Annotated in this window: 14 protein-coding genes; 9 read left to right on the top strand and 5 right to left on the bottom strand. The window is 61.5% G+C overall.

Going from position 1 to position 12,493, the window contains the following annotated elements; all coding sequences use genetic code 11:
* Nucleotides 1-100: 100 nt before the first annotated feature.
* A complete protein-coding gene (locus ACKUG4_RS13100; RefSeq protein ID WP_445434156.1) occupies nucleotides 101-733 on the bottom strand; it encodes a hypothetical protein in 633 nt (210 codons plus the stop codon).
* 369 nt (nucleotides 734-1,102) lie between these two features.
* On the opposite strand from ACKUG4_RS13100, the gene coxB reads away from it, so the two are divergent.
* From coxB to ACKUG4_RS13080, 4 genes are all read left to right on the top strand, one after another.
* Nucleotides 1,103-2,230 carry a cytochrome c oxidase subunit II gene (coxB, locus tag ACKUG4_RS13095; protein WP_102718512.1) on the top strand — a complete coding sequence of 376 codons (1,128 nt, stop codon included), beginning with the start codon at nucleotides 1,103-1,105 and terminating at the stop codon, nucleotides 2,228-2,230.
* Between the two features lie 82 nt (nucleotides 2,231-2,312).
* Nucleotides 2,313-3,905, top strand: coding sequence for a cytochrome c oxidase subunit I (gene ctaD, locus ACKUG4_RS13090; RefSeq protein ID WP_007953983.1), 1,593 nt, complete (start codon nucleotides 2,313-2,315; stop codon nucleotides 3,903-3,905).
* A 27-nt stretch (nucleotides 3,906-3,932) separates the two neighbouring features.
* On the top strand, nucleotides 3,933-4,484 hold the full coding sequence (locus ACKUG4_RS13085; RefSeq protein WP_445434155.1) for a cytochrome c oxidase assembly protein: 552 nt from the start codon (nucleotides 3,933-3,935) through the stop codon (nucleotides 4,482-4,484).
* A 25-nt stretch (nucleotides 4,485-4,509) separates the two neighbouring features.
* Entirely contained in the window at nucleotides 4,510-5,397 is an 888-nt protein-coding gene (locus ACKUG4_RS13080; RefSeq protein ID WP_011331798.1) for a cytochrome c oxidase subunit 3, read from the top strand.
* A 9-nt stretch (nucleotides 5,398-5,406) separates the two neighbouring features.
* Here the strand turns inward: ACKUG4_RS13080 and ACKUG4_RS13075 are convergent, their stop codons facing one another.
* Entirely contained in the window at nucleotides 5,407-5,610 is a 204-nt protein-coding gene (locus tag ACKUG4_RS13075) for a twin transmembrane helix small protein (RefSeq protein WP_445434154.1), read from the bottom strand.
* 72 nt (nucleotides 5,611-5,682) lie between these two features.
* Between ACKUG4_RS13075 and ACKUG4_RS13070 the strand changes: the two genes are divergently transcribed.
* The 5 genes from ACKUG4_RS13070 to ACKUG4_RS13050 are packed head-to-tail and all read left to right on the top strand — an operon-like array spanning nucleotide 5,683 to nucleotide 9,591.
* Nucleotides 5,683-6,423: an SURF1 family protein gene (locus tag ACKUG4_RS13070; RefSeq protein WP_445434153.1), complete on the top strand. Its 741-nt coding sequence runs from the start codon at nucleotides 5,683-5,685 to the stop codon at nucleotides 6,421-6,423.
* Nucleotides 6,389-6,982, top strand: a complete 594-nt coding sequence (locus tag ACKUG4_RS13065) for a PA_0111/PP_0108 family redox-active disulfide protein (RefSeq protein ID WP_064592499.1) — start codon at nucleotides 6,389-6,391, stop codon at nucleotides 6,980-6,982. The genes ACKUG4_RS13070 and ACKUG4_RS13065 overlap by 35 nt, the downstream gene beginning before the upstream one ends.
* A gap of 10 nt (nucleotides 6,983-6,992) precedes the next feature.
* Nucleotides 6,993-8,072, top strand: a complete 1,080-nt coding sequence (locus tag ACKUG4_RS13060; RefSeq protein WP_440814577.1) for a COX15/CtaA family protein — start codon at nucleotides 6,993-6,995, stop codon at nucleotides 8,070-8,072.
* Nucleotides 8,060-8,959 (top strand): heme o synthase, encoded by a 900-nt coding sequence (gene cyoE / locus ACKUG4_RS13055; protein ID WP_007953992.1) that lies wholly within the window; start codon nucleotides 8,060-8,062, stop codon nucleotides 8,957-8,959. The genes ACKUG4_RS13060 and cyoE overlap by 13 nt, the downstream gene beginning before the upstream one ends.
* Complete coding sequence (locus ACKUG4_RS13050; protein ID WP_445434152.1) at nucleotides 8,956-9,591, top strand: SCO family protein; 636 nt, start codon at nucleotides 8,956-8,958, stop codon at nucleotides 9,589-9,591. Before cyoE ends, ACKUG4_RS13050 begins: the two co-directional genes overlap by 4 nt.
* A gap of 280 nt (nucleotides 9,592-9,871) precedes the next feature.
* Here the strand turns inward: ACKUG4_RS13050 and ACKUG4_RS13045 are convergent, their stop codons facing one another.
* The 3 genes from ACKUG4_RS13045 to ACKUG4_RS13035 all read right to left on the bottom strand — a co-directional run bounded on the left by ACKUG4_RS13045 (nucleotide 9,872) and on the right by ACKUG4_RS13035 (nucleotide 12,401).
* Nucleotides 9,872-10,645 (bottom strand): MetQ/NlpA family ABC transporter substrate-binding protein, encoded by a 774-nt coding sequence (locus tag ACKUG4_RS13045; RefSeq protein ID WP_085647188.1) that lies wholly within the window; start codon nucleotides 10,643-10,645, stop codon nucleotides 9,872-9,874.
* Nucleotides 10,646-10,719: 74 nt separating this feature from the next.
* A complete protein-coding gene (locus ACKUG4_RS13040) occupies nucleotides 10,720-11,394 on the bottom strand; it encodes a methionine ABC transporter permease (protein WP_007953997.1) in 675 nt (224 codons plus the stop codon).
* Nucleotides 11,394-12,401, bottom strand: a complete 1,008-nt coding sequence (locus ACKUG4_RS13035; protein ID WP_007953999.1) for a methionine ABC transporter ATP-binding protein — start codon at nucleotides 12,399-12,401, stop codon at nucleotides 11,394-11,396. The genes ACKUG4_RS13040 and ACKUG4_RS13035 overlap by 1 nt, the downstream gene beginning before the upstream one ends.
* Nucleotides 12,402-12,493 lie beyond the last annotated feature (92 nt).

The raw sequence follows: 12,493 nt of genomic DNA, 5'->3' as shown, positions 1-12,493 counted from the left end.
GCCCTCATGAAAAATCAGAGCGAATACCAACCCAATTTAAGGTTGCAGGGTTCCCCTGCAACATAGAATCTCCCACATTTGAATCGCGTGCAACTCCGGTTTATGCAGCAGGCTGATCCAGCTCCAGGCCCACGCCCAGACGGCGACTCATGCACGGCCAGCGTTTCCACGCCGCGCCGGTGTCCGGGCTGCTGAGTTTCTCGCGGTAGGCTTCCACCGACTCCAGCGCAAAGCTGTCGTCGTCGAGCATGCTGTCCACCGCGTGATGCACCACTTCGTCGAGTTGGTTGGCAAATTTCTCACCGATCAACTGGTGAGCAATCAGATTGGCGACCGTCATGTCCAAGGGGATCAGTGGCTGGCCGAAATGCTTGATGTACAGGTCGTTGACCTCTTCGACGAAACGGTGCGCCAGATAGGCTTCGTCCAGCAGACTGTCGAGGCCCACGGGCGGCTGGAGGAAGTACTGCTCGGCGATTTTCAGCACCGGTTTGATCTGCGATTCGATTCCCGCTTCCCTGGCGACTTCATTGGCTGCATCCAGCAGGTCTGGCACTTCGTCGATGTAGGCGGCGACAAAACGCGTCAGCACGCCGTTGGCGTCGGTTTCCGGCAACTGGATCGCCGGGTGCAGGTGTTGCATTTGAGCTTCGAGCTGACGGGTCAGCTTTCCGGTTTCAATCTCGTGTTGTCGGGCTATGTGTATTTGCTCGCGCAATGCGGCGGTGTTCATGAAAACTCCAGGAAACAAGGCAATGAAATAGGGAAGACATAACTTAGCTGGCTTACGAAAAATGCTAAGACGCATTTGTCATAATTATTTCATCCTTGATGCACCGGCGTTATATCGGTTTGCCACCACTCGTCTGCATCCTTCTCCATTCGTGCCCTGGAACGCAAGTGTCAGCTGTTTCATTCGATTTACGTCCTCACATTGCATTTCTCGGTGGCTGTCTATACTCGCCATTGAATGGAGTTAGCTGATGACGCCCGACTGCCCACGCAGCAAGGCCCGGCGATTCAAGTTCGTAGTCTGATGCAGCCGCTCCCTTGCCTCTGGTGAAAGCCGGCGGGATAACAAGAACGATAAGGGGAACCCGCAATGATGCGACATCCACACGTCTGGATGGGCCTCCTGTTGTGGTCGATTTTCAGCCCGGTGCAAGCTGCCTGGACTGTGAATATGGCGCCTGGAGCGACTGAAATCAGTCACGCAGTATTCGACCTGCACATGACCATTTTCTGGATCTGTGTGGTGATCGGGATCATCGTCTTCGGCGCCATGTTCTGGTCGATGATGGTGCACCGCCGTTCTACCGGGCAGGTCGCCGCCAAATTCCACGAAAGCACTACCGTCGAAATTCTCTGGACCGTTGTCCCGCTGCTGATCCTGGTGGCGATGGCCGTTCCGGCGACCGCGACCCTGATCAAGATGTACGACACCAGTGAGCCGGATATCGATATCCAGATCACCGGGTATCAGTGGAAGTGGCACTACAAATACCTGGGCCAGGACGTCGAGTTCTTCAGCAACCTGGCCACGCCCGCCGAGCAGATCCACAACAAGGAAGCCAAGGGCGAGCACTACCTGCTCGAAGTCGACAAGCCGCTGGTGCTACCGACCGGGGCCAAGGTGCGCTTCCTCGTTACCTCCGCCGACGTGATCCACTCCTGGTGGGTGCCGGCCTTCGCGGTCAAGCGCGATGCGATCCCCGGGTTCGTCAACGAAGCCTGGACCCGCATCGACAAGCCCGGCCTCTACCGTGGCCAGTGCGCCGAATTGTGCGGCAAGGACCACGGCTTCATGCCGATCGTGGTCGACGTCAAGGAGAAGGCCGACTACGAAAAATGGCTCGCCGAGCGCAAGGCCGAAGCGTTGCAGCTCAAGGAGCTGACCAGCAAGGAATGGACCCTCGACGAGCTCAAGGAGCGCGGCGACAAGATCTACCACACCACCTGCGTCGCCTGTCACCAGGCCGAAGGCCAGGGCCTGCCGCCGATGTTCCCGGCCCTCAAGGGCTCGAAAATCGCCACCGGCCCGAAAGACGCGCACCTGAGCATTGTCTTCCACGGCAAGCCCGGCACCGCCATGGCGGCGTTCGGCAAGCAGCTGTCGGAAGTCGATATCGCAGCGGTCGTGACCTACGAACGTAACGCCTGGGGCAACAACAAGGGCGACATGGTCACGCCAAAAGAAGTGCTGGAGCTGAAACAGGCGGAAAGCAAATGAGCCGGTCTATTGCGTACTTCGTGAACCGGTCGGGGCCCTGCGTCCCGGCCTGCCCAGTCCACTCACTTGAAGGAGACCGGCCATGAGCGCTGTCATTGATGACCACGGTCATGCCGACCACGACCACGCCCACGGCCCCGCCAAAGGCCTGATGCGCTGGGTGCTGACCACCAACCACAAGGACATCGGCACGCTGTACCTGTGGTTTGCGTTCTGCATGTTCCTGCTCGGCGGCTCGTTCGCCATGGTAATCCGCGCCGAGCTGTTCCAGCCCGGATTGCAGATCGTGGAGCCTGCGTTCTTCAACCAGATGACCACCATGCACGGCCTGGTGATGGTGTTCGGTGCGGTGATGCCGGCGTTCGTCGGCCTCGCCAACTGGATGATTCCGTTGATGGTCGGCGCGCCGGACATGGCCCTGCCGCGGATGAACAACTTCAGCTTCTGGCTGCTGCCGGCGGCGTTCCTGCTGCTGGTCTCGACTCTTTTCACCCCCGGTGGCGGGCCGAACTTCGGCTGGACGTTCTACGCGCCGCTGTCCACCACCTATGCCCCGGAAAGCGTGACGTTCTTCATCTTCGCCATTCACTTGATGGGGATCAGCTCGATCATGGGCGCGATCAACGTGATCGCCACCATCCTCAACCTGCGCGCCCCCGGCATGACCCTGATGAAAATGCCGCTGTTCGTCTGGACCTGGCTGATCACCGCGTTCCTGCTGATCGCGGTGATGCCGGTGCTGGCCGGGTGCGTGACGATGATGCTGATGGACATCCACTTCGGCACCAGTTTCTTCAGTGCCGCCGGTGGCGGTGACCCGGTGCTGTTCCAGCATGTGTTCTGGTTCTTCGGCCACCCCGAGGTGTACATCATGATCCTGCCGGCCTTCGGTGCCGTCAGCCAGATCATCCCGACCTTCTCGCGCAAGCCGCTGTTCGGCTACACCTCGATGGTCTACGCCACGGCGAGCATCGCGTTCCTGTCGTTCATTGTCTGGGCGCACCACATGTTCGTGGTGGGCATCCCGCTGGTGGGCGAGTTGTTCTTCATGTACGCGACGATGCTGATCGCGGTGCCGACCGGGGTGAAGGTGTTCAACTGGGCCAGCACCATGTGGCAAGGCTCGATGACCTTCGAGACGCCGATGCTGTTTGCCGTGGCGTTCGTGATCCTGTTTTCCATCGGCGGTTTCTCCGGGCTGATGCTGGCCATCGCCCCGGCCGACTTCCAGTACCAGGACACCTACTTCGTGGTCGCGCATTTCCACTACGTGCTGGTGCCGGGGGCGATCTTCGGGATCTTCGCGTCGGCCTATTACTGGCTGCCGAAATGGACCGGCCACATGTACGACGAAACCCTGGGCAAGCTGCACTTCTGGCTGTCCTTCGTCGGCATGAACCTGACGTTCTTCCCGATGCACTTCGTGGGTCTGGCGGGCATGCCCCGGCGGATTCCGGACTACAACCTGCAGTTCGCCGACTTCAACATGGTCTCGTCGATCGGCGCGTTCATGTTCGGTGCCACGCAGATCTTCTTCCTGTTCATCGTGATCAAGACCATCCGTGGCGGCGAGCCGGCTCCGGCCAAACCGTGGGATGGCGCCGAAGGTCTGGAATGGAGCGTGCCGTCACCGGCGCCGTATCACACCTTCACCACGCCGCCGGAAGTGAAATGAACCCTGTAGCCGTTGAGGGCCGCCACCATGGCTGACTCGATTTCGCTGAAGAAGCTGGTCACCCGACTGCTCGGCGTGGTGGTGGCGATGTTCGTCTTCGGCTTTGCCCTGGTGCCGATCTACGACGTGATGTGCAAGGCGTTCGGTATCAACGGCAAGACCGCCGGGCAGTACGAGGGCGAGCAGACCGTCGATGCTACGCGGCAGGTGCGGGTGCAGTTTCTGTCGACCAACACCGCCGACATGCCGTGGGATTTCTACCCCAAGCATGACGAGCTGACGGCCAACCCCGGCGCGGTGAACGAGATGATCTTCATCGCGCGCAACCCCACCGACAAACCAATGAGCGCTCAAGCCGTACCGAGCATCGCGCCGAGCAATGCGGCGGCGTATTTCCACAAGACCGAATGCTTTTGTTTTACCCAGCAGGTGCTGCAGCCCGGTCAGCAGATCGAGATGCCGGTGCGTTTCATCGTTGACCGCGACATGCCCAAGGACGTGAAGCACCTGACGCTGTCCTACACGCTGTTCGATATCACCGCCCGACATCCTCCGGTGGCTGCAAACACTGGCGGTTAAGCGTGCCCGATAAGGAGAACAATAAATGGCAACTCATGAGCACTATTACGTCCCGGCCCAGAGCAAGTGGCCGATCGTGGCCACGGTGGGGATGTTCGTCACCGTGTACGGCCTGGCGACCTGGTTCAACGATCTGAAGGCAGCGCGTCCGGAATCCCACGGCCCGCTGATCTTTTTCGTCGGCGGTCTGTTGCTGGCGTACATGCTGTTCGGCTGGTTCGGTACGGTGATCAAGGAGAGCCGCGCGGGGTTGTACAGCCCGCAACTGGACCGCTCGTTCCGCTGGGGCATGAGCTGGTTCATCTTCTCCGAGGTGATGTTCTTCATCGCCTTCTTCGGCGCGCTGTTCTACGTGCGGCACATTTCCGGCCCGGCACTGGGCGGCGAAGGCACCAAAGGCATCGCCCACATGCTCTGGCCGAACTTCCAGTTCACCTGGCCGCTGCTGCACACGCCGGATCCGAAACTGTTCCCGCCGCCCAAGGAAGTCATCAGCCCCTGGGGCCTGCCGCTGATCAACACCATCCTGCTGGTGAGCTCCAGCGTGACCATCACCATCGCCCACCACGCGCTGAAGAAAGGTCATCGCGGCGCGCTGAAACTGTGGCTGGCGATCACCGTGCTGCTGGGCTGCGCGTTCCTCGGCTTCCAGGCCGAAGAATATATCCACGCCTACCACGAACTGGGGCTGACCCTCGGCTCGGGCATCTACGGCGCGACGTTCTTCATGCTCACCGGTTTCCACGGCGCCCACGTGACCATCGGCACGATCATTCTGTTCGTGATGCTGATGCGCATCATGAAGGGCCACTTCGACAACGAACATCAGTTCGGTTTTGAAGCGGCGAGCTGGTATTGGCACTTCGTCGATGTGGTGTGGATCGGCTTGTTCATCTTCGTTTACGTGCTCTGAGGAACAGAGCTACCAAGGCGCGTGCGACACCAGTTGGCCGCTGTAGAAACCCCAGGCGATCACGCCGACGGTGACAGCGGCCAACGTCACCCGAACACTCAAGGCGATCACCAGGCGATTCGAGCTGCTGTCGTCCTTGACCAGGAAAAACAGGCCGCTGAACAGGCTGACCACCGTGGCAATCAGCATCAGGACGATGGCTGCTTTGAGCATGGGAAGAACTCCGGGGGAACAAGCGATGCACTTGAGTATAGCGATCGCACTGACTGATTTTCTGGCGCGGCCATGAAGCGCTTCCGGCCGGGCGTGGTGCCGACTCTGGTGGTCGGCCTGCTGCTGCCGTTGCTGATTTCGCTGGGCTTCTGGCAACTGAGCCGGGGCGCGGAGAAAACCGCCCTGCTCGCCAGCTACGCCGAACGCCGCGCCGCCGAACCGATGGCCAGCACCGAGTTGCCGCACAGCGCCGATCCGGCGTTTCGCCGGGTGCATCTGCACGGCCAGTTCGATGCCGCCCACAGCCTGTTGCTGGACAACCGTCAGCGCAACGGCAAGGTCGGCGTCGAATTGCTGCAACCGTTTCAGGATCAGCGAAGCGGCCAGTGGCTGCTGGTCAATCGCGGCTGGCTGCCGTGGCCGGACCGGCGCACGACCCCGCAATTCAATACGCCAGCCGATGCCGTGAATGTCGATGCCTGGGTGTATGTCGCCCCCGGTGCCACCTTCCAGCTGCATGCCGATCCGGTCAGCAGCACCTGGCCGCAAACCGTCACCGCCGTCGAACCCGCGAAGCTGTGGAAAACCCTCGAACGCGATGGTTTCGCCTACGAATTACGCGCCGAACCCGGCCCCGCCAGCTATCAGGCCGACTGGCCGGTAGTTGCGATGGGCCCGGAAAAACACCTCGGTTACGCCGTGCAGTGGTTCGCCATGGCCACCGCCCTGCTCGGGCTCTACCTCTATCTCGGCTGGCACAACGCAAAGGAGAAACACCATGGGAGCGGCCATGAATCCACCCAGCATGTCTGAAACGAAAGTCCCGGCCAGTCGCCGTCGCGGACGCATCCAGCTGCTGCTGATCGTGCTCGGCGTGGTCGGTCCGATGATCCTCGCCACCGGCATGTACAAGTTGCAGTTCTGGGTGCCGGAAGGTCGCAGCTATCACGGCGAATTGATCGGCAACGGTCAGACCCGCGCCGACCTCGGCATCCAGGCTGACGAAACGCGCTGGCAGATGCTGGTGACCGCACCGAAGGATTGCGCGGTGGACTGCCAGCAACTGGTGTACCTGGCGCGGCAGATCCAGATCGGCCTGGGCCGCGAAGCCGGGCGCGCCAGCCACGCCCTGGCCGCTGCACAACCGTTGGCTGCCGACTACGAAGCCAAGCTGACCCGCGAATACCCGCAGCTGCAACGCTACCCGCTGGACCCGGCGACCTTCAGCAAGACCACGGGCGACAAGGCCACGCCGCAACTGTGGATCATCGATCCCCACGGCAACCTCGTGCTGCGTTACGACCCGAGCGTCAAGGGCAAGGATCTGCTCAACGACCTGCGCCACCTGCTGAAACTGTCGAACATCGGATAAGGGCATCGTCATGGCCAAACCTGGATTTCGCCTCGCGCTGTTTGCCACCCTGCTGGCACTGATCGTGGTGCTGCTCGGCGCCTACACCCGCCTGACCCACGCCGGCCTCGGCTGCCCGGACTGGCCGGGCTGCTACGGGTTCATCAGCGTGCCGAAAAGCGAAGCCCAGCTGGCCCATGCCGAACTGCATTACCCCGACTCGCCAGTGGAGGCGCACAAAGGCTGGAACGAGATGATCCACCGTTACTTCGCCGGCACCCTCGGCCTGCTGATCTCGGTGTTGGCCGGTCGCGCGTGGGTCAACCGTCGTCATCCCGGGCAACCGCTGAAGCTGCCGCTGTTTCTGCTGGCGGTGGTGTTCGCCCAGGCGGCGTTCGGCATGTGGACGGTGACGCTCAAGCTCTGGCCGCAAGTGGTGACCGGGCATTTGCTCGGTGGCTTCGCGACCTTGAGCCTGCTGTTTCTGCTGACCTTGCGACTGTCCGGCGTGCTGCCGGCGCTGACCGTGCCCAAGCGTCTGCAATATTGGGCGACTGCCGGATTGCTGTTGGTGATCGGCCAGATTGCTCTCGGCGGCTGGGTCAGTTCCAACTACGCGGCGGTGGCCTGCATCGACTTCCCGACCTGCCACGGCCAATGGCTGCCGCCGGCGGATTTCGCCAACGGCTTTCACCTGACCCAACACATCGGCCCCAATTATCTTGGCGGGCAACTCGACAGCGATGCACGCACGGCGATTCACCTGACCCACCGCATCGGTGCGTTACTGGTGACGGTCGTCCTGCTCGGCCTGGCCTGGCAACTGAAAGTGGTGGGCATGACGCGACTGGCCGGGCTGGTGCTGATCGCCCTCGGCGCGCAGATCACCCTCGGCATCAGCAACGTGCTGTTCCATCTGCCGCTGCCGGTGGCTGTGGCGCATAACGCCGGCGGCGCAGCGCTGCTGCTGACCATGGTGCTGGTCAACTATCACGCGCGGACCAGTCTGGTTCGGGTCAAGCAGCCGATGATCGCGCGCTGGCGCCTGAGCCCGCGCAAACACTCGGCGGCGCCCATCACGATTAAAGGAGAGACGCCATGGCGATTCTGATCGGCGAACGTCCGGCGCAGGCGCTGTGGCGTGATTACCTGGAGCTGACCAAACCGAAAGTCGTGGTGCTGATGCTGATCACCTCGCTGGTGGGCATGTTCCTCGCGACCCGCGCCGGGGTGCCGTGGACGGTGCTGGTGTTCGGCAACCTGGGGATCGCGTTGTGTGCCGGTGGCGCGGCGGCGGTCAATCACGTGGTGGACCGGCGCATCGATGCGGTCATGGCCCGCACCCATAAAAGGCCGCTGGCCGAGGGCCGGGTTTCGCCCACGGGCGCACTGACCTTTGCGCTGGTGCTGGCACTGCTCGGCCAGGCCCTGCTGCTGACCTTCACCAATCCGCTGACCGCGTGGCTGACCCTGGCCTCGCTGCTTGGCTACGCGGTGATCTACACCGGTTTTCTCAAACGCGCGACGCCGCAGAACATCGTCATCGGTGGCCTCGCCGGCGCCGCCCCGCCGCTGCTCGGTTGGACCGCCGCCACCGGCCACGTCAGTGCCGAACCGCTGCTGCTGGTGCTGATCATCTTCGCCTGGACCCCGCCGCACTTCTGGGCGCTGGCGATCCATCGCAAGGAGGAATACGCCAAGGCCGACATTCCGATGCTGCCGGTCACCCATGGCGAGCACTACACCAAGGTGCACATTCTGCTGTACACCTTCGCCCTGCTGGCGGTCAGCCTGTTGCCGTACGTGATCCACATGAGCGGCCTGCTGTACCTGATCTGCGCGCTCGGGCTGGGCGCGAGGTTTCTGCAATGGGCCGTGGTGCTGTACCGTGGCACTCGGCCGCACGCGGCGATCAACACCTTCAAGTACTCTATCTGGTACCTGTTTCTGCTGTTCATCGCCCTGCTCGTAGACCACTACTTACTGTTGAACCTATGACTCGAACCCAGAAAACCGTCTTCATCCTCGTCGCCTTGATCGCGCTGATCCTCGGCCTGACCGTCAACAAAGTGCTGAGCGGCAAGGGCCAGGGCGACCCGACTGCACTGATCGACGCCGGCATCATTCTGCTGCCGCAGAGCCGCAACCTGCCGGACGTGACGATGACCAATCAGGACGGTCAACCGGTGACGGTCAACGAGCTCAAGGGCAAGTGGAGCCTGCTGTTCTTCGGCTACACCTTCTGCCCGGACATCTGCCCGACCACCCTCGCCCAGCTGCGCCAGATCAAGAGCGAATTGCCGAAGGATGCCGTGGACAAGTTGCAGATCGTGCTGGTCAGCGTCGACCCGAACCGCGACAACCCTGCGCAGTTGAAACAGTATCTGGGCTACTTCGATCCACAGTTCATCGGCCTGACGCCAAAGTCGATCGAAGAGCTGCAGAAGGTGGCGAACGCGGTGAGCATACCGTTCATTCCGGCCGACACCAGCAAGCCGAATTACACGGTGGATCACAGTGGGAACCTGGCGGTGATCGGGCCTGATGGGACGCAGCGCGGGTTTATTCGGGCGCCGTTGAACAACGCCAAGCTGGTGGCGCAGTTGCCGGTGATGTTGAACCGCAAGTAAGAAGATCAAAAGCTAGCCCTCACCCTAACCCTCTCCCGGAGGGAGAGGGAACCGAATGGGGGATGCTGCAGATTTACGTCGACCTGATCATGCTTCACCGAATCCATAATCGACTCGAACTTGCAGGTCGACAGATAGCGCAAGACACCTACGTCGGCTCCCTCTACCTTCGGGAGAGGGCTGGGGTGAGGGACGAATACACAGTGGGTCCAAAGCTGAACACCCGGCCACGAAAAAGGGGACGCCACTGGCGTCCCCTTTTTCGTTGCAACTATGTGAATCAGAACGCCGGCAGCACCGCGCCTTTGTACTTCTCGGTGATGAATTTCTTCACTTCCGGGCTGTGCAGCGCAGCGGCCAGTTTCTTCATCGCGTCGCTGTCCTTGTTGTCCGCGCGGGACACCAGGATGTTCACGTAAGGCGAGTCGCTGCCTTCGATGACCAGCGCGTCCTTGGATGGATCGAGCTTGGCTTCCAGCGCGTAGTTGGTGTTGATCAGCGCCAGGTCGACCTGGGTCAGCACGCGCGGGATGGTCGCGGCTTCCAGTTCACGGATCTTCAGGTCTTTCGGGTTCTGGGCGATGTCCTTGACGGTCGACAGGATGTTGGTCGGATCCTTCAGGGTGATCACGCCGGCCTTGGCCAGCAGCAACAGCGCACGACCGCCGTTGGTGGCGTCGTTCGGGATCACCACGTTGGCGCCGCTTGGCAGCTCTTCGATTTTCTTGAACTTGCTGGAGTAGGCGCCCAGCGGTTCCAGGTGCACGCCGGTCACGGACACCAGGCTGGTGCCCTTGGCCTTGTTGAACTCATCGAGGTACGGCTGGTGCTGGAAGAAGTTGGCGTCCAGACGCTTCTCGGCCACCTGGACGTTCGGCTGTACGTAGTCGGTGAAGACCTTGACCTTCAGATCCACGCCTTCTTTGGCCAGAGCCGGCTTCACGAATTCGAGGATTTCCGCGTGCGGCACCGGGGTGGCAGCAACGGTCAGGGTTTCGTCGGCGTGGGCCGAGAACGCTGCAACGGCAGCCAGGGCAACGATCAGTTTTTTCATTCAGCTAACTCCTTTTTACGGCGCCCGTCTGGCGCCTGCCAGCGAATGGCCGGCTCATGTCATTACAAAACCGGTTATTTGCGCGAGAAGTGCACGACCAGTCGGTCGCCGACCATTTGCAGCACTTGCACCAGAATCAGCAGCAACACCACGGTGACAATCATCACGTCGGTCTGGAACCGCTGGTAACCGAAACGGATCGCCAGGTCACCCAGACCACCGGCACCGACCACACCGGCCATCGCCGTGTAGGAAACCAGTGTAATCGCCGTCACCGTAATTGCTGCGAAGATGCCCGGACGGGCCTCCGGCAGCAAGGCGTTCATGATGATCTGGCGAGTGGTCGCACCCATCGACTGGGTCGCTTCGATGATGCCGCGATCGACTTCACGCAGGGCGGTTTCCACCAGCCGCGCGAAGAACGGCGTCGCACCCACCACCAGCGGTGGAATCGCACCGGCCACGCCCAGCGAGGTGCCGGTGATCAGCACGGTGAACGGGATCATCACGATCAACAGAATGATGAACGGCAGCGAACGCAGGATGTTCACCACCAGCGACAGCAAGGCGTACACGCCTTTGGCTTCGAGCAACTGGCGTGGGCTGCACAGGAACAACAGCACGCCCAGCGGCAGGCCGAGCAGCACGGTGAACAGCAGCGAACCGCCGAGCATCATCATGGTGTCGCCGGTTGCGAGCCAGATTTCGTACCAGTCGATATTGGTGAAGAAACTCATCAGGTCTTCCATTAGCGCAACACCTCCATATGAACGTCAGCGGCGGTGAAGCGGGCGAACGCCGCTTCCATGTCGCCACCGGTGACGGCGAGGGTCAATTGCCCGTAAGGAATGTCTTTGATGCGGTCGATGCGACCGGCCAGGATGCTGTAGTCCACACCGGTTTCCCGGGCGACGGTACCGAGCAACGGCGCGTAGGTCGCTTCGCCCTGGAAGGTCAGACGCACGATGCGGCCCGGCACGTGAGCGAAGTCATCGCGCTGCTCGCTTTCGTCGATCTGCTCGCTTTCCTGAACAAAGCGCTTGGTGGTCGGGTGCTTCGGATGCAGGAACACATCGGCCACCGAACCTTGCTCGACGATCACACCGGCGTCCATCACGCCGACCTGATCGCACACGCGGCGGATCACATCCATCTCGTGGGTGATCAGGACGATGGTCAGCTTCAGCTCGCGGTTGATCTCGGCCAGCAGTTGCAGGACCGATGCCGTGGTCTGCGGGTCGAGGGCGCTGGTGGCTTCGTCGCACAGCAGGATTTTCGGCTTGGTCGCCAGGGCGCGGGCGATGCCGACACGCTGCTTCTGACCGCCGGACAGCTGCGCCGGGTACTTTTTGGCGTGATCGGACAAGCCGACCCGCGCCAGCAACTCGGCCACACGCTGGTCGATCTCGGCGCGGGACAGTTCACCGGCCAGGGTCAGTGGCAGCGCGACGTTGTCGGCCACGGTCTTGGATGCCAGCAGGTTGAAGTGCTGGAAGATCATCCCGACCTGCTGACGGAAACGGCGCAGGCCGTTGGCGTCCAGCGCGGTGACTTCTTCGCCGTCGACGATGATCTTGCCGCCACTGGATTGCTCCAGGCGATTGATCAGACGCAGCAGGGTACTTTTTCCCGCGCCGGAATGGCCAATCAGGCCGAACACCTGACCGTTCTCGATGGAGAAGCTGGTCGGGTGCAGCGCGGTGATGTCCTTACCGGCGACGCGGTAAGTCTTATGGACGTTTTGAAACTCGATCACGTAGCGAACCTTGTGGGGCGCGTTGGAAAAGGATCAGCAGTTAGCCGGGCGCGCATTTTAGCCTGTCCGTATAGAGGTTCTTAGCATTTATT

Origin of the sequence: Candidatus Pseudomonas auctus (assembly GCF_048654275.1) — a bacterium.
In the GTDB taxonomy this organism is placed as follows: Bacteria; Pseudomonadota; Gammaproteobacteria; order Pseudomonadales; family Pseudomonadaceae; genus Aquipseudomonas; species Aquipseudomonas pharyngis.
Note: the sequence above shows the minus strand (reverse complement) of the source record. Positions and strands in the feature narration are given on the sequence as shown.

What these genes read in the sequence shown, in the direction of transcription:
- ACKUG4_RS13100 (WP_445434156.1), bottom strand. Translation starts at nt 733, where the DNA reads ATGAACACCGCCGCATTGCGCGAGCAAATACACATAGCCCGACAACAC.
- ACKUG4_RS13050 (WP_445434152.1), top strand. Translation starts at nt 8,956, where the DNA reads ATGACTCGAACCCAGAAAACCGTCTTCATCCTCGTCGCCTTGATCGCG.
- ACKUG4_RS13075 (WP_445434154.1), bottom strand. Translation starts at nt 5,610, where the DNA reads ATGCTCAAAGCAGCCATCGTCCTGATGCTGATTGCCACGGTGGTCAGC.
- ACKUG4_RS13060 (WP_440814577.1), top strand. Translation starts at nt 6,993, where the DNA reads ATGGCCAAACCTGGATTTCGCCTCGCGCTGTTTGCCACCCTGCTGGCA.
- ACKUG4_RS13080 (WP_011331798.1), top strand. Translation starts at nt 4,510, where the DNA reads ATGGCAACTCATGAGCACTATTACGTCCCGGCCCAGAGCAAGTGGCCG.
- ACKUG4_RS13070 (WP_445434153.1), top strand. Translation starts at nt 5,683, where the DNA reads ATGAAGCGCTTCCGGCCGGGCGTGGTGCCGACTCTGGTGGTCGGCCTG.
- cyoE (WP_007953992.1), top strand. Translation starts at nt 8,060, where the DNA reads ATGGCGATTCTGATCGGCGAACGTCCGGCGCAGGCGCTGTGGCGTGAT.
- ACKUG4_RS13065 (WP_064592499.1), top strand. Translation starts at nt 6,389, where the DNA reads ATGGGAGCGGCCATGAATCCACCCAGCATGTCTGAAACGAAAGTCCCG.
- ACKUG4_RS13045 (WP_085647188.1), bottom strand. Translation starts at nt 10,645, where the DNA reads ATGAAAAAACTGATCGTTGCCCTGGCTGCCGTTGCAGCGTTCTCGGCC.
- ACKUG4_RS13040 (WP_007953997.1), bottom strand. Translation starts at nt 11,394, where the DNA reads ATGGAAGACCTGATGAGTTTCTTCACCAATATCGACTGGTACGAAATC.
- coxB (WP_102718512.1), top strand. Translation starts at nt 1,103, where the DNA reads ATGATGCGACATCCACACGTCTGGATGGGCCTCCTGTTGTGGTCGATT.
- ACKUG4_RS13085 (WP_445434155.1), top strand. Translation starts at nt 3,933, where the DNA reads ATGGCTGACTCGATTTCGCTGAAGAAGCTGGTCACCCGACTGCTCGGC.
- ctaD (WP_007953983.1), top strand. Translation starts at nt 2,313, where the DNA reads ATGAGCGCTGTCATTGATGACCACGGTCATGCCGACCACGACCACGCC.